Below are 23,651 nucleotides of genomic sequence, written 5' to 3'. Positions count from 1 at the left end.
ATGCAGCGGATGCCCGAAATACAGGGATTGTTCAGCGGCTATAAAGCCGACCGGTGGCGGCGCCCGATCGGCGGCGTCGAGGTAACGTTTCGTCGCCTGACAGCTCTGAAGAATCCGTTCGAGGAGTTCCACATCGGCTTGTCGATGCGTGGCCGATCCGGCTTCCCTGGCTCCCAGCACAAGCAGATGCACGGCCAGGATCGGTTCTATCTCGTGCCAGTTCGGACCGGCATCCTGACGCATCCAGATCTGTCCAAACAGGTGCATTCCGCAAAGCGATCGGGATTTCATTTCGATACGCAGCACGGCATGCCGCGACGGCAGGGAAATCTCCACGCAATCGAAGTTCCGTTCTCCAATGCGGTGGAACACGGGGTTCCCGGAATTCAGCTCACGCAGATAGCTGTTTGCGAAGGCTCGAAAAATTGCCTGTTCTGCTGCAATCTGATTCTTGTCGATCATTCGTTGCGGACGCCATGTCGCACATACGCCGGGCAGGCGCTCTGTGCTGAGTTTCAAAGGTTTTGATGGCGCCGCGCGTGAAGGGCCAGCCTTGCTGCGGCCGCGGCTAAAACTAAACTATCATTGTCATGTTATCCTAGTCAGGTGGAGGGATCAACCTCCCGAATGCGGTCATCTGGGCAATGCTAGCGCGGCTCATCTGGACAGTTCGATCCCGGCCCGATTGCCTTTTTAGCCGAAACGGTTGGCGCGGAAGGTTGCAAGCATGGGGTGCGGATTGCCGGAGGCGACTTCTTTGGCCAGCAATTCGCCGACGATCAGTCCAAGCGTGGCGCCGCTGTGGCTAAAGGCGACGTAAAGATCGGCGATGGTCTCGACGGAGCCAAGCACCGGCTCGCCATCGCCGGGTATAGGCTTCGGGCCAACCGCGTGGGTAGCGAGTTGGAGCCGCGGATTGCCTTCGAGCACGGCGCTGGCTTCGTCGAGCAGTGCTGTGACCGTCTTGTCGTGCACGGTGTAGGTGCCGTCCGAGTTGACCACGACTTCTTCCTCCGACCATGCCGAATCCAGAACAAGTGCGCCATCCGGCGTCGGGCGCATCGCCACGCGCGGCGTATTCAGCACGGCACGAAGGTCGGTCTTGATCGGTTTGGTCTTCAAGAGAAGTGAAATCGGTGTGGCGTCGGGGACATGGACTCCGATCTCCGCAAGCATGGAAGGCGTCGCTGGCCCTACGGCAAGGACCACTGCATCCGCCTCGACCGGCGCACCGCCAGCAGTGACGACGCCACTTGCGCGACCGCCTGTGGCAACTATCCGCACGCGCCCAGCGTCCTGAACAAGCTTGCCGCCGCGGGAGCGGAATTCATTGAGCAGCAGATCGATCAAAGAGGGCAGGTCAACCCATCCTTCGCCAGGATTGAAGATGGCGCCCTGCGGGGTGATCGCACTGGCATCGATGCCCGGCGTCACTGCGCCAACTGCGGCAGGTTCGAGAAGAAGCGCGTCATAACCAATATCCTGCTCCAACTGCCACATCGATGCGATCTGGTTCGCCTCATCATCCGCATCCCAGGTGAGGCCGCCGTAAAAGCAAAGCCACGATGCGGTTTGCGGCCTTGTGGCGGCCAGTGTCCGATAACGGTCGATGCCTGCAAGCCTCAAACGGTGATAGGCAGTGTCCGCGCGTCGCGCTGAGTTCAGCCAGGAAAGTGAACGGCCGGATGCACCGTTGGACGGCGCGCCGTCGTTGACAATGGTCACGTCAAGCCCAAGGCGGGCGAGGTGCAGCGCGGTCGAGGCGCCAAAGATGCCTGCGCCGACAACGACGACATGGCGCGGCTTTGGGGATGCAGTCATTAGAGAAATCCTTCTACGCAGAAGATGGGCCGGGAATGTGAGATCGCCACAAGCGCGGCGGCCTAGTAGTCCGACAGCTTCTTCATGTAGCGCCGGCCCTCGAGCATCGGCCGATCGCGCAAACCGGCCAGCTTGTAGGCAAAACGCCATAGAGTGTCGAAGAAGACCAAAGGCACGAGACAGGGTTTGATGTGTTCGGACATACCGCCGAGGTCGAGTTCGGCTCCATCGAGCACCAGGATGTTTTCCCGGCTGCCGTACTTGATAAGGAAATCGCGGGCGCGTTCGGAAAGGCTCCGCGTCTCGTCCAAACCCAGCAAGACGATGAAGCAGGCGTCCCTGTCCACCACTTCGAATGGGCCATGGAAGAACTCGTTCGCGTGTATAGCCTGCGAGTCGTACCATTGCATTTCCATGAGCACGCAGATGGCGTAGCAATAGGCCGCACCGTAGCTGGCACCGCTGGCCAGTGTGTAGATTGCCTGTCGATGTGCGAAGCGAGGGGCGAAGGCCTCGAACCGGTCAGCGTAGGCCCGGTGCGCGCGCTCGATGGCCGGTTGAAGATGGCTCAGGCTGATCAGCAGGTCGTTGGTTAGCCCGCCATCCTGCCGAGCATCGATCAGACCGGCGAGCAGCATGTAGAGCACGCCGTAATTGCTGTAGGCTGCATCGATTGCTTTGCCCGTCGTGTACGAAGCCTGGTAGGCGATCGGGTGGTCGACCGCCCGCGCGAGGGGCGATGTTTGGTCGAGCGTCATGCCGATTGTCGTTGCGCCTCGCGCCCTGGCGTGATGGGCCGCCCGCACGGTCTCCTTGGTGGTTCCTGTCTGCGAGCAAAGGACAACGAGCGTGTCAGGTCCCAACCGCCGCGGATCTCGGCAGACGAACTCGTCCGCGTTGTAGCTGTCGCAGGCGAATGTCCCATTGTGGCGGTCGAGGAAGTATTTGCCTGCCATCATGATCGAGAGCGAGCCGCCGCACGCCACGAGAAAAAGGTGCGAAAACTGCCTGCCCGCCGTGGCGTTCAGAGCGCGTTCTATGTCGGCGGGCAGGGCGGAAATCATGAGCTTCCTCGTCTCGTTGACAGAGTTGGGGTCGGTACGCAATTGACAGGCAGCAGCCATTGTGCGAACGTTATCACATCCTTTAAGCTGAAAGTCCTGCAATGGTCAAGATTGCCGCGATGGGCGATAACGTGGTCGATTGCTATCTTGCTCGCGGCGAGATGTATCCTGGCGGAAACTCCCTCAATGTCGCCGTCTTTGTGAGCCGCTTTGGCGGGCAGTCGGCCTATGTTGGAGCGATCGGCAGAGACCGGGCCGGGGACCTGATCTGCACCGCACTGGCGTCGGAGCGCGTTGACGTCACCCGATTGCGGCGCCTCGAAGGGCCGACCGCGTACTGCCTCATCGGTCACCACAACGCCGATCGGATTTTCCTGGATTTCGACCTTGGCGTTTCGATGTTCACGCCGACGCATGAAGATCTGGATTTTCTCTCAGGCTTTCAGGCCGTCCACGTCGGCCAGTCCAGCGGGTTGGACCCGTGGGTTGCCTTAGTGTCAGGTAACTCCCTGTTATCTTATGATTTTTCTACCCGGCGGGAGCCGGATCACCGGCGCAAAATTGCACCTTATTGCTATCTCGCTTCCGTCTCAGGGGATGGTCTCGACGACAAGGAATTGGCCGCAATCGTATCCGAGCTGCTTGCATCTGGTTCAAAGTGGGTTTTGGTGACTCGCGGTCGAGCCGGCGCGGTGCTTCACAGGGACTTCGTCTCCTACCACACTCCGGCGCGGCTGGTCGAACCCGTCGACACCTTGGGCGCGGGCGACACCTTCATCGCCCGAACACTACTAGGCCTGCTCAGGGAAGAGGCGCCTCAGGACATTCTTCGCCATGCTGCAGAGGCGGCGGCTGCAACCTGCCAGTACTATGGCGCGATCGGCCATGCGTCAGCTATAGATATCGGGAACATGACGCCCGAGATCCTCCGCGGGGCCCGGCACGCTCCACCCGGGAAAGCCGTCTAGCTGCGAAATTCTCCGAAACAATTGACGCGGGAAGCGGACAATGCTAGATGAAGTGATAACGTTCTCATCCGCTAGCGAAACGCCGCCTAAGAGCGTTTTTGATGGATCAGACGTCGAGTGGGACCGCAAGGCCGGGGTTCGGCCGATCGTAAGAGGAGAAGACATGCAAACAAATTCGAGCAGGCGCCACCTGGTGAAATGCGGTCTGGCGCTGTGCGTCGCGCTGGTGACAGGACCTGGCACATTGGCCTGGTCCACGCAGGCAAAGGCGAGCGACAACCCCTACAATCTCATCGACCCGACGGTGATCAGCGTCGGAACGATGGGCGATGCGAAACCCTACGTCTTCACCGACGCCAACGGCAACTTCACCGGCTTCGACGCGGAGCTCTTCCGCGACGTGGCGCGCCGGCTTGGGTTCAAGGAGGAGCAGGTCGTCTTCACCGGCCAGGAATTCTCGGCGCTGCTGCCATCCGTCGCCAACGGCCGCTTCGACGTCGCTGTCGCCGCCATTGGCACGACCGCGGAGCGCAAGAAGACCGTGGATTTTGGCGATGGCTATCTCGCGGGTTACCTTTCGATCATTTCGGCCGATCCGGCTCTGACGAGCAATGAGAGCACCGCTGGAAAGCGCATCGGCGTCATCCAGGGGACGCTGCAGGAAATCTATGCCGAGAAGAATCTGAAGGGCGACATCGTCAAGTTCCCTGACAACAACACCGCAGTGGCGGCGCTGAACAATGGGACGATCGATGGCCATTTCACCGACTATGAGTCGGCCAAGCAGTATGTAGAACGCTACAAGAACCTGAAGATAACAATGAACGTGCCGTCCTTCGATGCGCCGGCCGGGTTCGTCGTCAGGAAAGGCAACGATGCCTTCCGCGAGGCACTGAACAAGGCGCTGCGCGAGGCCATGGATGATGGCACTTGGAAACGGCTGCACGAAAAATGGTTCGCGGGCACCCCCATGCCAGCTCAATATCTGCCCAAAGAGTGAGCTCGAGCGACTTCGCTGTGTTTTCCGGCCGGGCCCGTGAGCAACGGTGCCCGGCCGAGTTATAGATGGACTTGATATGAGCTGGTACGATACCTTCGCCCGCAGCTTCCTTGATTTCCAGGCGATGGCAGAAGTTCTGCCAAACATGGTGAGGGTCGGCCTCAAGAATACCCTGATCCTGGCTGTCGCCTCGACGTTATTCGGGACGCTGATCGGTATCGTCCTCGCGGTGATGGGGATCTCCGAGAACCGGCCGCTGAAGCTCCTCGCGCGGGTCTACACCGATATCTTCCGTGGGCTTCCCGCCATTGTCACTATTCTGATCATTGGCCAGGGCTTCGCGCGGTTGGGCCGCGACCTGTTCGGTCCATCGCCTTATCCGCTGGGCATTCTGGCGCTCAGCCTCATTGCCGGCGCCTACATCGGAGAAATTTTCCGGGCCGGCATTCAGAGCGTCGAGCGCGGTCAGATCGACGCCACCCGCACGCTCGGAATGACGTATGGCCAAGGCATGCGCCTGGTGGTGATCCCACAAGGCATCCGCCGCGTCCTGCCGGCACTGGTCAACCAGTTCATCGGCAACGTCAAGGACTCCAGCCTGGTCTATTTCCTTGGCCTGCTCGCCTCCGAACGCGAACTGTTCCGCGTCGGCCAAGATCAGGCCGTGCTGACCGGCAACCTGTCGCCGCTCTTGCTGGCCGGCGTGTTCTACCTCGTGATCACGGTGCCGTTAACCCACCTCGTCAACTACATCGACGGGCGCATGCGCGTCGGCAAGCGTATCACCGGCGTGCAGAGCGGCCTCAAGGAAGTCGCCGAGCTTGCGGAAGCCGGCTTGCCGGGCGCAGCGAAGTCGCTCGCACGCTTCAAGGGTGGCAGCATCGAGGTCAAGAATATCGACATGGCCTACGGCGCCGTCCAGGTGCTCCATGACGTCAGTCTGAAAGTGGAGCCCGGGACGGTCACCTGCCTGATCGGGCCATCCGGCTCGGGCAAGTCGACCTTGCTGCGTTGCCTCAACCGCCTCGTCGAGTGTCGAGCCGGAGACATCCTGCTCGATGGCGAAAGCATCTACAGCCAGACCCCTGACCATCTCCGGCGGCGTGTCGGCATGGTTTTCCAGCAATTCAACTTGTTCCCCGACCGCAGTGCGCTCGCCAACATCACCCTGGCGCTGCGCAAGGTAAAAGGCATGTCGCGCGAGGAGGCTGAGCGCGCGGCGTTAGCGAGGCTGCATGAAGTCAGACTCTTGGAGCGCAAAGACCATCGTCCGGCAAATCTCTCGGGCGGACAGCAGCAGCGGGTGGCCATCGCGCGCGCCCTGGCTCTCGAACCCGAAATCATGCTGTTCGACGAAGTCACCAGCGCCCTCGATCCGGAATTGGTGAAGGGCGTCCTGAACTTGATGGCCGACCTCGGGCGGGGCGGGATGACGATGGTCGTCGTTACGCATGAGATGAACTTCGCTCGCAAGGTTGCAAACCAGGTCGTATTCATGGACGAGGGGCGGATTGTCGAGGCAGGGCGACCAGCGGACCTTTTCGACAATCCGCAAAGCCCACGCCTTCGGCGCTTTCTGTCTGAGGTGCTGTGATTGCGATGGTGTGTGCAACGGCGAGTGCTGCTGTGTTCGGGCTTGCGGGGTGGGCCTGACTCCCACTAGCTCGTCTTTGCGACGCACGAATGGGCGGCGGGGCTTGCCGAGTGATTCAAAGATTGTCAAAAAACGCAACCATCATAGAGGTTGCTCGCCGGGCCGGGGTCAGCTCCGCCACGGCGGGGCGTGTGCTTGGCGACTACGGCTACAGCAGCCCCGAGGTTCAGGAGAAGGTGCGCGCCGCCGCAACTGCGCTCGGCTATCGCCCCAATCGCCTGGCAAAAGGTCTGATCACCGGTAAGACGCAGACTATCGGAGTTGTGGTCGGCGATATCGAAAGCCCATTCTACGCGAGCGTCTTGCGTGGAATAGGGGATGTCGCGCGCCGTGGCGGCTTCGGCGTTATCGTTACGAATAGTGACGAAAATGCCGAACTCGAGCGAGAGGCAGTGCAACTGCTGCTGGAAAAGCAGGTCGACGGTTTGATCGTCTCGTCGACATTCGCGGATCAGCCGGATCATCTTCGTGAGGCAGTCGCGGCCCGCTGTCCAGTGGTGCAGTTCGACCGCATCGTGGCGGGCCTGGAAACCGATTCCGTGGTGGTCGACAATGTGTCTGTAACGCGCAGCAGCATCGCTGCGATGATCGAGGCCGGACACAGCCGCATCGGCATACTGGCCGAACTGGGTCCGGGACAGCGCGATGATGTCGGCTCGTTTGTGGCGAACGTCGATCTCTCCAGCGCTGACGTTCGCTACAAACATCCAAGCTGGCAACGGCTGTTGGGTTATCTGGAAGCCCATCGTGCCGCAGGTATCGAGCCGGATCTGCAGTTGATCCGCCGCGTGGCGCTCTATTCCAGCGAGGCGGCCCGCAAAGAGGCGCTCGATCTGCTGACGATGCGCAATGCGCCGTCCGCTCTATTCACCGCCGACGGTGTGATGTCGACAGGCGTTCTGGAGGCGACTTCCGCACTGAAGCTTGCGATTCCAGGAGACGTTTCGCTGCTTTGCTTCGACGATCTCGACTGGATGCAGTTCGTGGCCCAAGGTATCACAGCCATCGCGCAGCCAGCGCATTTGATCGGAGCGGCGGCGGCGGAGCTTCTCTTGAAGAGGCTGGCGGAGGCCACCTTACCTTTCGAGCACCGTGTCCTGGCGGCCCGCTTGGTGGAGCGCAATTCGATTGCCGTGCATGTCTAAGGGCTGGACGATCTGAAGTCCCCTGAGGGGAAGCAGGCCCGTCCCTGACATTCAACCACTGCCTGCGTTGACCTCAAACGGTCGTAGGTCATTCAGGAAAGCATCGGCAGGCCAGTTGAAACCGCTGACCTGAACTGCCCGGCTGTTCTTCACCAACACTGGCGGTCCCATCGGTGCTCGTCATTGCCAGCCAGTCGACCCCGACCGTTCACACGCACGAGGCCGGCTGCTGCGATGGCCACGCTTGTCGCCTCGGTCGGTCGGACGCACCGAGCAGGCGTGAAATATATTTCTATACATGAATTTTATTGACACTCGAGCCAACTCCTGCGAATGATCAACTGCTGGGCCTCGGGAGGAGGTTCGGCCTCATTAACCACAAGCGGCGGCACGTAAGTGCCCGACCGCCCAATTGACCAGGCTTCGGCCGAGGGAGGACTCTTGCGCAAATTTTTGAGCATGCTCGCCATTTCGGCAGCCGCCAGCACAGTGTTGGGGGCAAGCCACGCCGCTGCCCAGGCCGCCAACCCGTTCAAGTGCGAGCCGGGTGAAAAATACGTCATGAACGTCATGGTTTCCGGCGTCGAATATTGGTTCCCGGTCTACGAGATGTTCAAGCAGGCTGGCAAACAGTTCGGCTGCGAGACCGAATATACCGGGACGCCCGAATACGACGTGAACAAGCAGATAGCGACGTTCGACCAGGCGCTGGCTCAGAAGCCGGCTGGCATCCTGGTCCATCCGATGAACTCGGATCCCTTCATCGAGCCAATCAATCGGGCCATTGAGCAGGGAACGGCAGTAGTCACATTCGCCGCAGACTCGCCCAACTCCAAACGAGTGTCCTACATCACCTCCGACAACGTCGCCGAAGGCACCTATGCCGCCGATGCAGTCGCCAAGGCGATGGACGGCAAGGGCGAATACGCAGTCCTCGAAAACCCCGGACAGGACAATCACGACAAGCGCATTGCCGCCTTCATCGCCCGCATGGAAGCCAAATGGCCGGATATGAAGCTCGTCGGCCGCGCGGCGTCGAACCAGGATGCGACGAAGGCCTATCAGGCCGTGCTCAGCCTTGCTCAGGCGCATCCCGATCTGGGCGCGGTGTTCATGCCGGAAGCCAACTCGGCAATCGGCGCCGCTCAGGCCGCGAAGGAAGGCGGCGGCAAGATCCGGGTTATGCTGGCCGACGTCAACGCCAAGATCCTCGACATGATCAAGGCCGGCGAGATCTTTGGCTCAGTCAACCCGAACCAGGGTATGCAGGGCTATATGGGGTTCATGCTGCTGTGGCTGGCCAAGCATCCCGAGCTGATCGACCCGATGAACGACGCCCGGCGGTCGGGATTCAACGCCATGAGCGTGCCCTTCGTCGACAACGGCTTTTCCATCGTCACCGCGGAAAATGCCGACGATTTCTATTGGGACGCCTACCTCAAGCGGCGCGGCACCAAGGGCATCGAGGAATAAGCCTGCCGCTCCTGGAGCTCTTTCGGAATGCTCGACCGGACGGGGCGCTCGCGCCCCGTCGACCCGGGCCATATCATCAATTTCAACGCTGCAGGGGGACGGAGTGACTGCCGCCGCCATTCTTGAAATCCGCGACGTCTCGAAATCCTTCGGCGCCATCAAAGCGCTGACACGGGTCGATTTCACGCTGCGGCGGGGCGAAATTCACGCGCTGTGCGGCGAGAATGGCGCGGGCAAGTCCACGCTGATGAATATCATCGCCGGCATTGTGCAACCTGACGAAGGCGCCATTCGTCTCGAAGGCAAGAACGTCACCATTACATCGCCATCCGCCGCGCAGCGGCTTGGCATAGGCCTCGTCCATCAGGAAATCGCGCTCTGCCAGGATGCCACGGTCGCCGAGAATATCCTCATGGCGGCCATCAACAGTCGGCGCGCGCCGCTGATGAATTTTCGCCGGCTCTACGCCGATGCGCAGAAGATAATGGACCTGCTGGCGCCGATCCCGGTCGAGACGCCGGTCGCCGACCTTTCGATTTCCAACCAGCAACTTGTAGAAATCGCCAAGGCGCTGACGCTCGACTGCCGGGTGTTGATGCTCGACGAGCCGACGGCCGCGCTGACCGAGACCGAGGCGCAGCGGCTTTTCGCAATCGTCCGCGATCTCAAGGCGCGCGGAATTTCAATCATCTACATCAGCCATCGCATGGCCGAGATCTTCAGCCTGTGCGACCGCGTCACGGTCTTTCGTGACGGCAGATATGTAGCGACCGATTCTATCGCTTCGGTCACTCCCAATGATGTCGTGCGCAAGATGGTCGGCCGCGAAATCACGCAGCTCTATCCCGAAAAGCTCTCGCCTGAACGGCGTACCGACCGCCCTGTGCTGTCGGTCGAAAATCTCTCCTATCGACAGGGTTCCGCCGGCGTTAGTTTCACGCTTCGAACAGGCGAAATTCTTGGCATCGGCGGGTTGATTGGCGCCGGCCGCAGCGAGATGGTCCAGACCGTTTGCGGCTTGCGCCCGAAAGTGTCGGGATCGGTCGAACTCAATGGCGAGCCGGTCAGCATCAGGACCTACAGCGATGCAGTGCGCGCGGGCCTGGTCTACCTCTCGGAGGACCGCAAGGCGTCTGGCCTGTTCCTGGACCTGTCGGTTGCCTCGAACATCTCCGCGCTGGACCTTCGGAAGCTGACCACGCCGCTTGGGCTGCTCGATCGCCGCGCCGAGGCAAAGCAAGCCACCGACCTGGTCGAGCGCCACGGTGTGCGCATGGGCGGCATCGAGACTCAGGTGTCGACGCTCAGCGGTGGCAATCAGCAGAAAGTCGCCATCGCCAGGCTTCTTTCGGTCGGCCCCAAAGTGGTCGTTCTGGACGAGCCCACACGCGGCGTCGATGTCGGCGCCAAGGTGGAAATTCATCGCCTGCTTCGCGATCTCGCCGAGCGGGGCGTCGGCGTCATCGTGATTTCATCCGAGCTTCCGGAATTGATCGGACTCAGCGACCGGGTGCTTGTCATACACGAAGGCGCCATCGTCGGCGAACTGGGAGCGGACGAATTGACTGAAGAGGCAATCATGCTGCTGGCTTCGGGTCTCCGGCAGCAACAATCAAACGCAAGGCAGGTTCAGAATGTCGCTTAGACAGACCGGAGGAACCCTCATGGACGCTGAAATCAAGGCGAGCAGCCCCGGGCTTGGCGGGCGCAACTGGCTGCGTCTTGGGTCAATGCGCGAGGCGGGGCTGATCGCAATCATGCTGGCGCTGTGCGTCGCCATGACATTCGCTTCGCCGCATTTCCTGACCTGGGGAAATTTCCGCGCCATGCTGATGAGCTTCTCCATTGAAGGCATCGTCGTGGTCGGCATGACGATACTCCTGATTGTCGGCGGCATCGACCTTTCCGTCGGGTCGGTGGTCTGCTTCTCCATGGTCGTGTCAGGCGCTCTGTTCCTGATGGGTCTGGAACCGTGGACCGCGAGCCTCCTAGGCATAGGCGCCAGCGCGCTGATCGGCGCGGTGATGGGCTTCTTCGTGACCGTTATCGGGCTCAATCATTTCATCACATCGCTGGCGGCGATGGTGATCGTGCGCGGTCTCTGCCTTGTCATCACCAAGGGAACCCCGCTGTCGCTGTTCACCCTGCCACCAGGGTTCAAGGCGATCGGCCAGGGCAGCTTCGGCAATGTACCTTATGTCATCGTCATATTTATCGTGGTCGTGGCCATCTTCGATTTTCTGCTTCGGCGTGCCACGGCCTTCCGCAAGGTCTTCTACACCGGCAGCAACGAGAAGGCGGCCCAATTTTCGGGCATCAAGACCAAGCAGGTCAAATTCTGGGTCACGGTTCTCTGCTCCACCCTCGCGGGCTTTGCCGGCGTCATCTATATGTCACGCTTTGGCGCTGCGACCCCGACCTTCGGCGCTGGCATGGAGCTCAACATCATCGCCGCGGCAGTGATTGGCGGAGCATCGCTCAATGGCGGCTCGGGCACGATCTTCGGCGCCATACTGGGCATGGCGCTGCTCTCGGTCGTCACAAGTTCGCTGATCCTGCTAGACGTTTCAGTTTATTGGCAGGACATGATCAAGGGATGCATCCTGCTCGCGGCGGTGTCGATCGACCACTTTCTGCACCGCAGGAAATCCTGAGCAGCAGCGCGAGATTTGAGCATCCATCATGTCACCAACCAATTCGCGGGACGACGTCACGATCGTCCGCCAGATGTATCAGGCGCTTGTGCTTCATTACATGGAAGCCAAGACGCAGGCGGAAATCGCCAAGGAGCTCGGCATCTCGCATGCCACCGTCAACCGCCTCATCAAACGCGGTCATCAACTCGGGCTTGTCGAGATCAAGATCAAGTCACCGGTCGAGCAACTGATCGACATCGAGGCGCGACTTGTCGCGATAGGTGGACTCCAAAGGGCTGTGGTCGTCCCCTCCGTTTCGGACAATCCGCAGACTGCGCTTCAGCGTGTCGGTGAGGCCGCAGCCAGGCTGGTGCTCGAGACGATCAAGAACGGCGACACGATTTCCATCACCGGGGGCAAGGGGGTGAGTGCCGTCGTCGCCGGCCTCAAGCCGAGCCGCAGCTACGACGTCGAGGTTGTTCCCGCCACCGGCCTGGTCCAGGGCAAGCATTACACCGACGTCAATCATGTCGCGTCTCTGATGGCCGACAAGCTCGGCGGCCGCGCCTATCAGGTTCACGCGCCGCTGTTTGCCGACAGCCCGGCCCAACGCGACATGCTGATGGGCGTGCGGGCGGTTTCGGATGTCTTCAACAAGGCGCGCGAAGCAACGCTTGCGGTCGTCGGCATCGGCTCCATCCTGGCTCACGATTCAAGCTACTACGATCTGCACCCGTCGTCGAGCGCCGACCGGCTGGCCATCGAGCGCTCGGGCGCGGCGGGCGAGCTGCTCGCCCATCTCATCGACAGCGAAGGCAAGCTCGCCGACTACAGCCTCAACCGCTCACTGGTCTCGCTGACGCTTGAGGAATTCGCGACCATTCCGCAGTCGATCGGGGTCGCAAGCGGCGCCAGCAAGGTGGTCCCGATCCTCAGTGCCATGCGCGGCTCTCACCTCGATACTCTCGTCACCGACGAAACCACCGGCTTGAAGATCCTCGAGCTCGCCGAAGGAAATGCAGCATGAATTCTCGACAAATCACCCGCTCAATCGGCAAGTCCGGCGTTGTCGCTTCGACGGTGGGCCTAGGCACCTGGGCCATCGGCGGCTGGATGTGGGGTGGCACCGATGAAGCAGAATCGATCGCCGCCATCCGGGCGTCCATCGATGCCGGCGTCTCATTGATCGACACCGCGCCGGCTTACGGTCTCGGCCGCAGCGAAGAGATCGTCGGCAAGGCCATCAAGGGCCGGCGCGACCGGGCGGTTATCGCCAGCAAATGTGGCCTGAACTGGCATTCGAAAAAGGGCAACCACTTCTTCGATCAGGATGGAACGCCGGTGAACCGATATCTCGGCGCCGACGGCATCGCTTATGAAGTGGAACAGAGCCTGCGGCGGCTCGGCACCGACTATATCGATCTCTACATTACCCACTGGCAGGACCCGACGACCCCCATTGCCGAAACAATGGAAGCGCTCGAACGCCTCAAATCCGCTGGCAAGATCCGCGCCATCGGCGCAAGCAATCTAGATGCTGCCGAGCTGCAGCAGTATCTAGCCGCTGGCCAGCTCGACGCGATCCAGGAAAGATATTCGATGCTGGATCGCGAGATTGAGCAGACATTGCTGCCGATCGCGCGCCAGCATCAGGTTGCTGCGCTCAGTTACTCGTCGCTCGCGCTCGGCCTGCTCTCAGGCGCCATGGATCCGGCGCGTGAGTTCAGCGGCGACGACCAGCGCAAAGACAATCCGCGCTTCTCTCAGGCCAACCGGCGCAAGGTAGCCGCGTTGAAACTTGCCCTGACCCCGGTCGCCGAGATCCACCAGGCAAGCATGGCGCAGATAGTCATCGCCTGGACGCTGGCGCAGCCCGGCATCACCTTCGCGTTGTGTGGAGCGCGAAACGCGACGCAGGCGCTCGACAACGCCAGGGCAGGGGAGATCTTACTGAGCGCGGCGGAACTGAGCGCCATCGATGCGGCGGTGGCCGGGCATCTCGTAGCCATAGACGCGTGATCGAAAGCGCGTCCTGAGATGAATCGAATCCAGACGATCGCCGGCTTGCGCGAGAACCCCGAGGTTGACGTCCTCGTCATAGGCGGCGGCATTAACGGCATCAGCGTGTTTCGCGAACTCGCTTTGCAGGGCGTCGATGTGCTGCTCGCGGAAAAGGGCGATTATTGTGGCGGCGCCAGCGCAGCCCTCTCGCGCATGGTTCATGGCGGCTTGCGCTACCTTGAAAACGGCGAGTTCAAGCTGGTCCGCGAATCTCTGCACGAACGCGATCGGTTGTTGAAGAACGCGCCGCATTACGTTGCGCCACTGCCAACCACAGTGCCAATCTTCGACCTGTTCTCAGGCATAGCAAATGGCGCATTCCGCTTCCTTGGGCTAAGCCGTCGTCCGGGTCGGCGCGGCGCATTGGTCATCAAGACCGGCCTGGCCATGTATGACTTCTTCACCGCCGCACGGCGTATCGTCCCGACGCATAAATTCAGGAGCCGCGCTGAAACGCTCAAGGTCTGGCCTGCGATCAATCCTGCTATCCGCAATTCGGCGACATACTATGACGCCTGGGTCAGCCACCCCGAGCGGCTGGGCACCGAGATGCTGCGTGACACCATGAACCAAAAACCGTCCGCTCGAGCGCTCAACTATGCACGCGTATCGCTCGGTGACGCGAGCCTGGCGCTTAACGATGGACTGTCTGGCGAAACGGTCGCCGTTAAGCCGCGGCTCGTCGTCAACGCCACAGGCGGCTGGATCGACCTGACCAATTCGGCGATCGGAGCCATTGCGCCGAAGCTCATGGGCGGCACCAAAGGTTCGCATCTGATCGTCGATAATCGCGAGCTTCACGACGCGCTCGCCAGCCACATGATCTATTACGAGAACGAGGACGGCCGGATCTGCATCCTGTTCCCCTATCTCGGCAATGTGCTGGTCGGCTCGACGGATATCCGTGTCGACGATCCCGACCAGGCGCGCTGTGTGGATGACGAGCGGCAATACATACGGCAGTCCCTGTCCTTCGTGTTTCCCGAGATCGAGATCGCTGACACCGACATCGTCTTTCAGTTCACCGGGGTGAGGCCACTGCCAAAAAGCCAGGACAGTTTTACCGGGCGCATTCCCCGCGATCATTTCTGCGAGCTCATCGAGGGCGCCGGTATAGTGCCGCCGACGCTCTGCATGATCGGCGGGAAATGGACAACCTTCCGCTCGTTCGGCGAACTGGCAGCGAATATCGTGCTCGAGCGATTGTGCCGACAGCGCATCGTCGGCACCCAAAACATGCCGATCGGCGGCGGCCGGCATTTTCCCATGGCCCCCGAAAAATGGTGCGCAGAACGCGCGGCGGCGCATGGCCTGTCGCTTGACCGAATGCGCAGCCTGTTCGAGCGCTACGGTACCGCGGCGGATGCCGTCGCCGCCCATATGGCAGCGGGACATGACGAGTTCTTGCCCGGCAACGCCTACTCGGCCCGGGAGATTCAGTATCTCATCGCCAATGAATATGTCGAACAGCTGGAGGACCTGCTGCTTCGCCGCACGACAATCGCCATCACCGGTGCTCTCTCTTCCGACCTTCTCGATGCGGTTCTCGATATTCTCGCTGTCGAAAAGAGCTGGGACGCTGCGCGCAAGGCATTCGAGCGCACCGACTTCCTTGCCCTGTTGCAACGCCAGCACGGCGTCGATCTCGACCAGCTATCCCAAAAAGACCAAGGAAGGAGCGCCGAATGCGCATCAGCAAGAAAGTCCGCATGAACCGGTTGTTCGGCGGGGCCCGCTGTCTCGATGTCGCAATCGACCATGGCGTATGCAACGAGCCGTCGTTCCTGCAAGGGCTGGAGGATATGGCTGGCGTCGTCGCCCAGCTGGTCGCCGCGGGACCGGACGCCATTCAGATGAATTATGGCCAGGCCGATCTGCTGCAGTCCCTGCCTGGCAAGGACAAGCCGGCATTGGTCATGCGCATAGACATGGGCAATCCATACAACAAAACCCGCCATCGCTCGATGTGGGCCATCCTGCAGAACGAAGCCGAGCCGCTGATCGGCGCGCTGGAGATGGACGCCGCCTGCGTGGTCGTCAATCTGTTCATGCTGCCCGACGAGCCGGACCTGTTCCGGCAATGCGTCCACAACATCGCCCGGGTTCGCGCCGACTGCGAAAAATACGGCCTGCCGCTGATGATCGAGCCGCTGGCGATGCTGCCCAATTCGGAGCGCGGAGGCTACATGGTCGACGGCGACCCCGAAAAGATCGTCACCCTGGCCCGGCTCGCCAGCGAGATGGGCGCCGATATCATCAAGGCGGATCCGACGACCGATCCGAACGACTTCCACCGGGTCGTGGCGGCGGCGCGCTGTCCTGTCCTTGTGCGCGGTGGGGGCAGGGAGGATTTGCGCGCCGTCTTCGACAAGTCGGCGGCGCTGATGGCACAAGGCGCGGCAGGCATGGTCTATGGCCGCAACATATACCAGCATTCCAACCCTCGTGCCGTCGTGAGAGGATTGATGGCGATCATCCATAAGAATGCCGACGGCGCAGCGGCCTGGGAGCTCTACCAGCAAGAATAATTTTTTGGCGGCTTGGGAGGAGCTTCAATGCAGCAATACATTCTGGGTCTTGATGCAGGGAACACCGTCATCAAGGCCATCATCTTCGACACCGCCGGTCGCGAGCTTGCGCTTGCCGCTCGCGACGGCCGCTCCTGCATGCCAAAGCCAGGTCATGTCGAGCGGGACCTCGGTGAATTGTGGCGTGACGCCGTCGAGGTCATCCGCCAGTGCCTCGATCAATCGGGCATCGACGCTGGCGACATTGCGGTGATCGGCTGCGCCGGGCACGGCAACGGGCTCTACGCGCTAGACCGCGGCGGCGACCCGCTGCTCGGCATCCAGTCGCTCGACACGCGCGGCGTCGGCATCGTCAGCGAATGGGCGGCCACAGGGGTTGGTGACCGGACCTATGTCCACTGTCTGCAACGGCCCTGGGCGGCGCAGACGCCGACTCTGCTGGCGTGGCTCAAGCGTCATGACCCGGCGCTTTTTGCCAGAATAGGCACCGTCTTCCTATGCAAGGATTTTGTCGTCAACCGCCTCACCGGCTCGCGCTCGACCGACACTTCGGATATGTCGGGTTGCGGGCTTTTGCAGATGCCCGGCCGACGCTATGAGCCTGAGTTGCTGGCCGCCTACGGTCTCGACGATTGTATGGAATTGCTGCCTGGCGTGCTGGAAGCCTCCGCCATTGCCGGCCATATCACGCCCGATATCGCCGCTGCCACCGGCCTTCGGGCGGGCACGCCTGTGGTGGCGGGCCTGTTCGACGTCGTCGCCAGCGCCATCGGTTCGGGCGTCACCAGCACCGGCGCCGCCTCGATCATTGCCGGCACCTGGAGCATCAATCAGGTTATCACCCAGGAGCCGATCCGCGATCCGTCGATCTTCATGCTGTCGACGTTCGATCCGCTGCGCTACCTCGCCATCGAATCGAGCGCCACTTCGGCCGCAAATCTCGAGTGGATCGTGCGTGAGTTCTTCGAACATGCGCCGCCGGCAGGCGCATCGCCATTCGAGATCTGCAGCGAGCTTGTTGCTTCCGTCGATCCCGCGGGAGACATGCCGATCTACCACCCATTCCTTTTCGGCTCGCAGCAGAACGGCAAGGCGCGTGCCGGTTTCTACGGCATCGCCGGCTGGCACACGCGGGCGCATATGCTGCGCGCACTGTTCGAGGGCGTCGTCTTCGAACATCGGCGCCATGTCGAGACGCTGGGTCGAGCGGGAGCCATTGTCAGCCAGGCGGTTCTTTCGGGCGGCGGCTCGCGCAGCGCCGTCTGGCCGCAGATATTCGCGGATGTGCTGGGGGTGCCGGTGACCGTGGCGCGCAGCCGCGAGACAGGTGCGCTGGGAGCTGCAATTGCAGCTGGGACAGGCGTCGGCTTGTTTGCCGACTTCTCTGCGGGCGCCGCCGCGATGACCGCGCCCGACCGCTGCTACCAGCCCAATAGCGCAATCGCACCGGCCTATGAGCAGCGCTATCGTCTCTATGGCGAGATCAACCAGGCCATGGCTCCGCTATGGGACAGGATGGCAAGCGAACGGACGTCCCATTGACACAGACCGCTGCCGATTTTGGCCACTACGACTTCATCATCGTCGGGGCGGGTTCAGCCGGCTGCGTGCTGGCCAATAGGCTGTCGGCCAATCCAGCCATCAGCGTGCTGCTTCTGGAGGCCGGCGGCAGCGACCGCTACCACTGGGTCAACATTCCCATCGGCTATCTCTATTGCATGGGCAACCCGCGCACCGATTGGCTGATGAAGACCGAGCCGGAGGCCGGGCTGAACGGTCGTGCGCTCAGCTATCCGCGCGGCAAGCTTCTGGGCGGCTGCTCGTCGATCAACGGCATGATCTACATGCGCGGCCAGGCGGCCGACTATGATGGCTGGCGGCAAGCCGGAAATGCTGGTTGGGGCTGGGATGACGTGCTTCCGTATTTCCGCAAGTCCGAGGACCATTTTGGTGGCGCCAACGACCTTCACGGCGCCGGTGGCGAATGGCGCGTCGAGCGCCAGCGCCTGTCATGGCCCATCCTCGATGCCTTCCGCGATGCTGCCGAGGAACTCGGCATCCCCCGGACCGAGGATTTCAACGGCGGGACCAACGAAGGGTCGGGCTATTTCGAAGTCAACCAGAGGAAAGGCGTGCGCTGGAATACCTCGAAGGCGTTCCTGCGCAGCGCGCTGCGACGTCCGAATTTGCGCGTCGTCACCGGCGCCGAGACCGAGAAGCTGCATTTCGACGGAGCTTGCGTCACCGGCGTTGTCTTCCGCATGGGCGGCCAGCTGCATCGTGCGCGGGCAGGCGAGACGATCCTTGCCGCCGGCGCGATCAATTCGCCGAAGCTGCTCGAGCTTTCCGGCGTCGGCCGGCCTGCCGTGCTTGGCGCAGCAGGAATCCCGGTTCGCCACGCGCTGGAAGGCGTCGGTGAGAACCTGCAGGATCATCTGCAGATCCGCACAGTCTTCAAGGTCGCCAACGCCTCGACGCTAAACCAGCGTTACCACAATCTGTTCAGCCGCGCGGCCATGGGCGTCGAATACGCTGTGCGTCGCAGCGGACCGCTGTCGATGGCGCCGAGCCAGCTTGGTATCTTCGCCAGAAGCGACCCACGCCTGGAGACGCCCGACCTCGAATACCATGTCCAGCCGTTGAGCACTGACCGGCTGGGTGAGCCGCTGCATCGCTTCCCCGCGGTCACGGTTTCGGTCTGCAATCTCAGACCGGAAAGCCGCGGCACCGTCCACATGGAGGCGTCCGATCCGCAGGCGGCTCCGAAGATCCGGCCGAACTATTTGTCTACCGAGGGAGACAGGACCGTGGCTGTGGCATCGCTCCGCCACGCCCGCCGCTTGATGAAGGCGCAAGCAATTGCCCGTTTCGCGCCTGAGGAACTGCTGCCCGGTGCACATTATGAAAGCGACGAAGATCTCGTCCGCAAGGCCGGCGATATCGGCACGACGATTTTCCACCCGGTCGGCACCTGCAAGATGGGCGGAGGCTCGACGGCAGTGGTCGACGGCCGGCTGCGGGTGCACGGCATTTCTGGCCTGCGCGTCGTCGACGCTTCGATCATGCCGACGATCGTTTCCGGCAACACCAACTCTCCAGTGGTCATGATCGCGGAGAAGGCATCGGAGATGATCCTGCAGGACGCCAACCAGAAGAAATAATCCTCGGTGGCGCATCTGAGCTGACGCAGACCGGCAGCTATTCGCTGTCGTGCCGTCGCCCGGCTCCATGGAGCGATGCCAGCAGCGCCGAAGCGTTTACTGCGGCTTTGTCGCCCAGATCGCGAAGCGATGTTGGGTGGCGCGTTCGATCGCCTTGGGCCAACTCATCTGTCGAGCCTGAGCGCGATGGATCGCGCCCAGTTTCCAGTCGACGACCGGCTGATCGAGCCCGGCATCGGCCAGCAAGCGAACTATCTCTTCGGCCCGTGCGCCGCCTGAGAAATAGACACGGGCAAGAATGTTCTGGTGACGTCTGGCCATCACGGCGCCGTCATTGTCCGAGACCCGGAACTTGCCGGCCGTGAGCTTCTCCCAAACTTCCCGCAAACGCGTCGCCCAGTTGCGGCTGACGAAATCGCCGTCGATGATCAGCAGTTTGCCGCCGGGCCTCAGCAGCGAGAACCATTCGGCAAAGGCCGCCTTCGGATCCAGCAGCGTCCAGACCAGGTGACGGGTGACGATGACATCGTAGCTCGCTCTGTCCTCGAGCGTGCGTTCGGCATCCCTCATGATGAAGCGGATATCGGCGGAGCGCTTTTGTGCCTTGGCGCGCGCCTTGGCGAGCATGGCTTCCGACCAGTCGAGGCCTGTCACCACAAAGCCCAGATCGTGCATCAGATCCGAAATGACGCCTGTCCCGCAGGCGAGATCCAGAGACGACCGCCCGGCACCTGGCCCAATGTGCCTGGTTAAGAGCGCATGCCAGGCGGCACGCTCCTGCTCGGAAAAAATCTCGTGGCCGACCTGCAGGTCGAACGTCTCGGCGCGGTCGGACCAATAGTCCCGAATTTCGTCGCGCAGCGAATAGTTTGCGTGAGCCGTCATTGCCCGAAACGCACTCCCCAAAAGCGGCTACATTGGAATTGCTCTAAAAAAAAATTCTTGATTATACAATTCATGTTTCATAAGCCGGGCCGGCAACTGAATTGCGAGAGCCCAATGATCTTGAAGTCGATATTTGCGGCCGCGGTCGCCCTTGCGGGCTGCCTGCCGCTAACCCATGGCGCGCGCGCCGAGACCGTCACCGACATCAGCGGCCGCAAGGTCGAGGTGAAGACGCCGGTCGAGAAGGTCATCCTCGGCGAAGGCCGGCAGATCTACCTGATCGCCGCGCTCGATACCGACAACCCTTTCAAGCGCATCGTTGGCTGGCGCGAGGATTTCTCCCAGGCCGATCCCGACAATTACGCCGTCTATCTGAAAAAATTCCCGTCGATGGCGGCGATACCGACCTTCGGCGGTTTCAAGGACGGCACCTTCGACATCGAGCAGGCCATCGCGCTTCAGCCGGACGTGATGATCATGAACATCGAGTCCAAGCAAGCAACCGAGGACGCGCAATATATCGAAAAGCTCGCCGCCGTCGGCATTCCGGTGGTCTATGTTGATTTCCGCGAGCAACCCTTCGCCAACACCGAGCCGAGCATGCGCCTGATCGGCAAGCTGCTTGGCCAGGAACAGCGGGCCGAGGCGTTCATCGCCTACCGCGCGGCGCAGATCGCGCGCGTCACCGATGTCATCGCGCGAAAGGATCCCAAGCGCCCGACCGTGTTCATCGATCGCGCCGGGGGCTATTCCGACGATTGCTGCATGACCTTCGGCAACGACAATTTTGGCAAGTTCGTCGACATGGCCGGCGGGGCCAATATCGCGGCCGGCCTGATCCCGGGCACGTTTGGCGCGCTCAATCCCGAACAGATCATCGCCAGCGATCCCGACCAGGTGATTGTGACGGGCGGCAATTGGGAGGCCTATGTGCCGGGCGGCAAATGGGTCGGCGTCGGTCCCGGCGCCGACGAAGCGGCGGCACTGAAGAAACTCAAGGGCCTGACCGAGCGGCCCGCGCTAACCGGCATCAAGGCGGTGGAGAACGGGCAGGTCCACGCCATCTGGCACCAGTTCTACAACAGCCCTTATCAGTTCGTCGCCATACAGCAGATGGCCAAATGGCTGCACCCCGACCTGTTCACCGATCTCGACGCCGAGGCCACCTTCAAAGAGTTGCACGAGAAGTTCCTGCCGGTCGAGTACAGGCCCGGCCATTGGGTCTCGCTCTCCGATGAGCAGTGAACCGGCCGCACTGTCAGCCAAACAAGGGCGCGGGCTCTACCGCGCCCTCGTCCTGCGCAAGCAGCTGATCTTGGCGGGACTCGCCCTGGCGCTGCTCCTGAGCCTCTGCATCGACCTCGCGCTCGGACCCGCACGCTATAGCCTCGACCAGGTGGTGCTCGCCCTCGTTTCCCCCGGCAGTGTGCCGCTTCAGGTTCGCGTCGTGTTGTGGGACATCCGGCTTCCCATCGCGCTGATGGCAGTGGTCGTCGGCGCAGCACTGTCGGTCGCCGGTGCGCAGATGCAGACCATCCTCAACAATCCGCTCGCCAGCCCGTTCACGCTCGGTATTTCGGCGGCGGCCAGCTTTGGCGCAGCACTCGCGCTCGCCTTCGGCGTCGCGCTGATCCCGGCCGCGATCGAATACATCGTGCCGCTCAACGCCTTCGTGGTGGCGATGCTGACCGCGCTCGTCATCCACCTGCTCAGTCTCAAGCGCGGCGTGACAGTCGAAACCATCGTGCTTCTCGGCATCGCGCTCGTCTTCACCTTCAATGCGCTGCTGTCGCTCGTCCAGTATCTTTCCTCCGAGCAGGCGCTCGCCGCGGTCGTGTTCTGGACAATGGGAAGCCTCACTAAAGCCACCTGGCCCAAGCTCATCATCACCAGCCTCATCCTTCTCGCAACACTTCCGATATTCGTGCGCCGCGCCTGGGCGCTGACGGCGCTGCGGCTAGGCGAAGACAAGGCCGCGAGCTTTGGCGTCAAGGTGGCACGCCTTAGGCTCGAAACCATGATGATGGTGAGCCTCCTTGCTGCCATTCCCGTCGCTTTCGTCGGCACGATCGGCTTCATCGGGCTCGTCGGTCCGCACATCGCCCGCATGCTGATCGGAGAAGATCAGCGCTTCTTCCTGCCCGCCTCGGCGCTTTCGGGGGCGCTCATCCTGTCGGCGAGTTCGGTTGCCAGCAAGTCGCTCATTCCAGGCACGATCTTCCCGATCGGCATCGTCACCTCGCTCATCGGCATTCCCTTCTTCATCTCGCTGATCCTCTCGAATGTGAGGCGCTCATGGTAACGATCAGGCTCGATGGTCTCGGAGCCTTCCACGGGGCGCGGCTCGTCCTTTCGGATGTCTCAACGCCCATTTTCCGGGGTGGCGAGGTTGTCGCCGTAATCGGACCCAACGCAGCGGGCAAGTCGACGCTGTTCAAGCGCATCGCAGGACTTCTGAAGGGCCCGGGACGCGTCTGCCTCGAGGGAGCGGCGAAGGGACCGGACGGCATCTGCTATATGCCGCAGGACACGGCAGCCAACGCGGTGCTGACCGTCTATGAATCGATCCTGCTCGCCCGCAAGCAGGGCTCGGCCTGGTCGGTCAGCGATGGCGACCTCGCGCTCATAGACGGCATCCTGGCCGCGCTCAGCATCTCGGATCTTGCCTTTCGCAACGTGGGAGAATTGAGCGGGGGGCAAAGGCAGGTGGTAAGCATCGCCCAGACCCTCGCTCGCGAACCTGAAATCCTGCTGATGGACGAGCCGACGTCCGCGCTTGACTTGCACCGGCAGGTTGAGGTGCTGAGCTTCATGCGCGGGCTTGCGCGCAAGCAGGGGATTGCAGTGCTGATCGCAATTCACGACCTCAATCAGGCCCTGCGCTTCGCTGACAAATGCATCGTTATCGCCAAGGGGCGGATGATCGCCTGCGGCACGCCGGAAGATGTTGTCACCCCGGCGCTTTTGCGTGATGTGTACCGCGTCGAGGCGAGGATCGAGCGCTGCTCGCGGGGCATCGGTCATGTCATGGTGGACGGCGTCGCGGCCGAAACGGCAGCGACTGCATCGATAGCAGCTTAGGCATCTGCGGTCGAAAGGCAAAGACCTAGAAAATAGATCAAAATTCTGGCGTAAACGTTTGAATCAAACACGCTTGCTATCGCCCTCGCGGCTACTTGAGCGACGAATGGAGGCATTCACTCACGACCGCTGCACGTCCTTCGACGAGCCGCTGCTGTACGAGATACCTTGGGG

General features: G+C 61.7%; 20 protein-coding genes. 17 read left to right on the top strand and 3 right to left on the bottom strand.

Annotated features, from left to right (window positions below; all coding sequences use genetic code 11):
* Positions 1 to 9 precede the first annotated feature (9 nt).
* Positions 10 to 528, top strand: a complete 519-nt coding sequence (locus tag NMG70_RS02735; RefSeq protein WP_254023266.1) for a hypothetical protein — start codon at positions 10 to 12, stop codon at positions 526 to 528.
* Positions 529 to 693: 165 nt separating this feature from the next.
* On the opposite strand, the gene NMG70_RS02730 is transcribed toward NMG70_RS02735, so the two are convergent.
* Complete coding sequence (locus tag NMG70_RS02730; RefSeq protein WP_254023099.1) at positions 694 to 1,821, bottom strand: NAD(P)/FAD-dependent oxidoreductase; 1,128 nt, start codon at positions 1,819 to 1,821, stop codon at positions 694 to 696.
* 62 nt (positions 1,822 to 1,883) lie between these two features.
* Complete coding sequence (locus tag NMG70_RS02725; protein ID WP_254023098.1) at positions 1,884 to 2,987, bottom strand: SIS domain-containing protein; 1,104 nt, start codon at positions 2,985 to 2,987, stop codon at positions 1,884 to 1,886.
* Between NMG70_RS02725 and NMG70_RS02720 the strand changes: the two genes are divergently transcribed.
* From NMG70_RS02720 to NMG70_RS02655, 13 genes are all read left to right on the top strand, one after another.
* On the top strand, positions 2,987 to 3,853 hold the full coding sequence (locus NMG70_RS02720) for a PfkB family carbohydrate kinase (RefSeq protein WP_254023097.1): 867 nt from the start codon (positions 2,987 to 2,989) through the stop codon (positions 3,851 to 3,853). The genes NMG70_RS02725 and NMG70_RS02720 overlap by 1 nt on opposite strands.
* Before the next feature lie 163 nt (positions 3,854 to 4,016).
* The gene (locus NMG70_RS02715; RefSeq protein ID WP_254023096.1) at positions 4,017 to 4,853 is read left to right on the top strand and encodes an ABC transporter substrate-binding protein; all 837 of its coding nucleotides are present in this window, start codon (positions 4,017 to 4,019) and stop codon (positions 4,851 to 4,853) included.
* Between the two features lie 76 nt (positions 4,854 to 4,929).
* The gene (locus tag NMG70_RS32600; protein ID WP_301555119.1) at positions 4,930 to 6,447 is read left to right on the top strand and encodes an amino acid ABC transporter permease/ATP-binding protein; all 1,518 of its coding nucleotides are present in this window, start codon (positions 4,930 to 4,932) and stop codon (positions 6,445 to 6,447) included.
* Between the two features lie 89 nt (positions 6,448 to 6,536).
* Positions 6,537 to 7,652 carry a LacI family DNA-binding transcriptional regulator gene (locus tag NMG70_RS02700; RefSeq protein ID WP_254023095.1) on the top strand — a complete coding sequence of 372 codons (1,116 nt, stop codon included), beginning with the start codon at positions 6,537 to 6,539 and terminating at the stop codon, positions 7,650 to 7,652.
* Between the two features lie 441 nt (positions 7,653 to 8,093).
* On the top strand, positions 8,094 to 9,125 hold the full coding sequence (locus tag NMG70_RS02695; protein ID WP_254020491.1) for a substrate-binding domain-containing protein: 1,032 nt from the start codon (positions 8,094 to 8,096) through the stop codon (positions 9,123 to 9,125).
* 103 nt (positions 9,126 to 9,228) lie between these two features.
* The gene (locus tag NMG70_RS02690; protein WP_254023094.1) at positions 9,229 to 10,770 is read left to right on the top strand and encodes a sugar ABC transporter ATP-binding protein; all 1,542 of its coding nucleotides are present in this window, start codon (positions 9,229 to 9,231) and stop codon (positions 10,768 to 10,770) included.
* 19 nt (positions 10,771 to 10,789) lie between these two features.
* A complete protein-coding gene (locus NMG70_RS02685; protein ID WP_254023093.1) occupies positions 10,790 to 11,779 on the top strand; it encodes an ABC transporter permease in 990 nt (329 codons plus the stop codon).
* 28 nt (positions 11,780 to 11,807) lie between these two features.
* Positions 11,808 to 12,788 (top strand): sugar-binding transcriptional regulator, encoded by a 981-nt coding sequence (locus NMG70_RS02680; protein ID WP_254023092.1) that lies wholly within the window; start codon positions 11,808 to 11,810, stop codon positions 12,786 to 12,788.
* Positions 12,785 to 13,780, top strand: coding sequence for an aldo/keto reductase (locus NMG70_RS02675; RefSeq protein ID WP_254023091.1), 996 nt, complete (start codon positions 12,785 to 12,787; stop codon positions 13,778 to 13,780). The genes NMG70_RS02680 and NMG70_RS02675 overlap by 4 nt, the downstream gene beginning before the upstream one ends.
* A gap of 18 nt (positions 13,781 to 13,798) precedes the next feature.
* A complete protein-coding gene (locus NMG70_RS02670; protein WP_254023090.1) occupies positions 13,799 to 15,535 on the top strand; it encodes a glycerol-3-phosphate dehydrogenase/oxidase in 1,737 nt (578 codons plus the stop codon).
* Positions 15,508 to 16,350: a class I fructose-bisphosphate aldolase gene (locus NMG70_RS02665; RefSeq protein WP_254023089.1), complete on the top strand. Its 843-nt coding sequence runs from the start codon at positions 15,508 to 15,510 to the stop codon at positions 16,348 to 16,350. The genes NMG70_RS02670 and NMG70_RS02665 overlap by 28 nt, the downstream gene beginning before the upstream one ends.
* Positions 16,351 to 16,377: 27 nt before the next feature.
* Positions 16,378 to 17,892 (top strand): FGGY-family carbohydrate kinase, encoded by a 1,515-nt coding sequence (locus NMG70_RS02660; protein ID WP_254023088.1) that lies wholly within the window; start codon positions 16,378 to 16,380, stop codon positions 17,890 to 17,892.
* The gene (locus NMG70_RS02655; protein ID WP_254023087.1) at positions 17,889 to 19,511 is read left to right on the top strand and encodes a GMC family oxidoreductase; all 1,623 of its coding nucleotides are present in this window, start codon (positions 17,889 to 17,891) and stop codon (positions 19,509 to 19,511) included. The genes NMG70_RS02660 and NMG70_RS02655 overlap by 4 nt, the downstream gene beginning before the upstream one ends.
* Positions 19,512 to 19,607: 96 nt before the next feature.
* On the opposite strand, the gene NMG70_RS02650 is transcribed toward NMG70_RS02655, so the two are convergent.
* Complete coding sequence (locus NMG70_RS02650) at positions 19,608 to 20,396, bottom strand: class I SAM-dependent methyltransferase (protein ID WP_254023086.1); 789 nt, start codon at positions 20,394 to 20,396, stop codon at positions 19,608 to 19,610.
* A 114-nt stretch (positions 20,397 to 20,510) separates the two neighbouring features.
* Here NMG70_RS02650 and NMG70_RS02645 point away from each other — a divergent pair, with 114 nt between their 5' ends.
* Genes NMG70_RS02645 through NMG70_RS02635 form a run of 3 tightly spaced genes read left to right on the top strand, consistent with a single transcriptional unit; the run spans position 20,511 to position 23,477 of the window.
* Positions 20,511 to 21,641 carry an ABC transporter substrate-binding protein gene (locus tag NMG70_RS02645; protein WP_254023085.1) on the top strand — a complete coding sequence of 377 codons (1,131 nt, stop codon included), beginning with the start codon at positions 20,511 to 20,513 and terminating at the stop codon, positions 21,639 to 21,641.
* The gene (locus tag NMG70_RS02640; RefSeq protein ID WP_254023084.1) at positions 21,631 to 22,698 is read left to right on the top strand and encodes a FecCD family ABC transporter permease; all 1,068 of its coding nucleotides are present in this window, start codon (positions 21,631 to 21,633) and stop codon (positions 22,696 to 22,698) included. Before NMG70_RS02645 ends, NMG70_RS02640 begins: the two co-directional genes overlap by 11 nt.
* Positions 22,692 to 23,477 (top strand): ABC transporter ATP-binding protein, encoded by a 786-nt coding sequence (locus NMG70_RS02635; protein WP_254023083.1) that lies wholly within the window; start codon positions 22,692 to 22,694, stop codon positions 23,475 to 23,477. Before NMG70_RS02640 ends, NMG70_RS02635 begins: the two co-directional genes overlap by 7 nt.
* The last annotated feature ends 174 nt before the right edge of the window (positions 23,478 to 23,651 follow it).

Source organism: Mesorhizobium ventifaucium, from assembly GCF_935822925.1.
Classification (GTDB): domain Bacteria; phylum Pseudomonadota; class Alphaproteobacteria; order Rhizobiales; family Rhizobiaceae; genus Mesorhizobium; species Mesorhizobium ventifaucium.
This window is presented reverse-complemented; position numbering and strand designations above follow the sequence as displayed.

Excerpts from the sequence above, each read along its gene's own strand:
- NMG70_RS02735 (WP_254023266.1), top strand. The coding sequence starts at position 10 with ATGCCCGAAATACAGGGATTGTTCAGCGGCTATAAAGCCGACCGGTGG.
- NMG70_RS02730 (WP_254023099.1), bottom strand. The coding sequence starts at position 1,821 with ATGACTGCATCCCCAAAGCCGCGCCATGTCGTCGTTGTCGGCGCAGGC.
- NMG70_RS02720 (WP_254023097.1), top strand. The coding sequence starts at position 2,987 with ATGGTCAAGATTGCCGCGATGGGCGATAACGTGGTCGATTGCTATCTT.
- NMG70_RS02715 (WP_254023096.1), top strand. The coding sequence starts at position 4,017 with ATGCAAACAAATTCGAGCAGGCGCCACCTGGTGAAATGCGGTCTGGCG.
- NMG70_RS32600 (WP_301555119.1), top strand. The coding sequence starts at position 4,930 with ATGAGCTGGTACGATACCTTCGCCCGCAGCTTCCTTGATTTCCAGGCG.
- NMG70_RS02700 (WP_254023095.1), top strand. The coding sequence starts at position 6,537 with ATGGGCGGCGGGGCTTGCCGAGTGATTCAAAGATTGTCAAAAAACGCA.
- NMG70_RS02685 (WP_254023093.1), top strand. The coding sequence starts at position 10,790 with ATGGACGCTGAAATCAAGGCGAGCAGCCCCGGGCTTGGCGGGCGCAAC.
- NMG70_RS02680 (WP_254023092.1), top strand. The coding sequence starts at position 11,808 with ATGTCACCAACCAATTCGCGGGACGACGTCACGATCGTCCGCCAGATG.
- NMG70_RS02675 (WP_254023091.1), top strand. The coding sequence starts at position 12,785 with ATGAATTCTCGACAAATCACCCGCTCAATCGGCAAGTCCGGCGTTGTC.
- NMG70_RS02670 (WP_254023090.1), top strand. The coding sequence starts at position 13,799 with ATGAATCGAATCCAGACGATCGCCGGCTTGCGCGAGAACCCCGAGGTT.
- NMG70_RS02665 (WP_254023089.1), top strand. The coding sequence starts at position 15,508 with ATGCGCATCAGCAAGAAAGTCCGCATGAACCGGTTGTTCGGCGGGGCC.
- NMG70_RS02660 (WP_254023088.1), top strand. The coding sequence starts at position 16,378 with ATGCAGCAATACATTCTGGGTCTTGATGCAGGGAACACCGTCATCAAG.
- NMG70_RS02650 (WP_254023086.1), bottom strand. The coding sequence starts at position 20,396 with ATGACGGCTCACGCAAACTATTCGCTGCGCGACGAAATTCGGGACTAT.
- NMG70_RS02645 (WP_254023085.1), top strand. The coding sequence starts at position 20,511 with ATGATCTTGAAGTCGATATTTGCGGCCGCGGTCGCCCTTGCGGGCTGC.
- NMG70_RS02640 (WP_254023084.1), top strand. The coding sequence starts at position 21,631 with ATGAGCAGTGAACCGGCCGCACTGTCAGCCAAACAAGGGCGCGGGCTC.
- NMG70_RS02635 (WP_254023083.1), top strand. The coding sequence starts at position 22,692 with ATGGTAACGATCAGGCTCGATGGTCTCGGAGCCTTCCACGGGGCGCGG.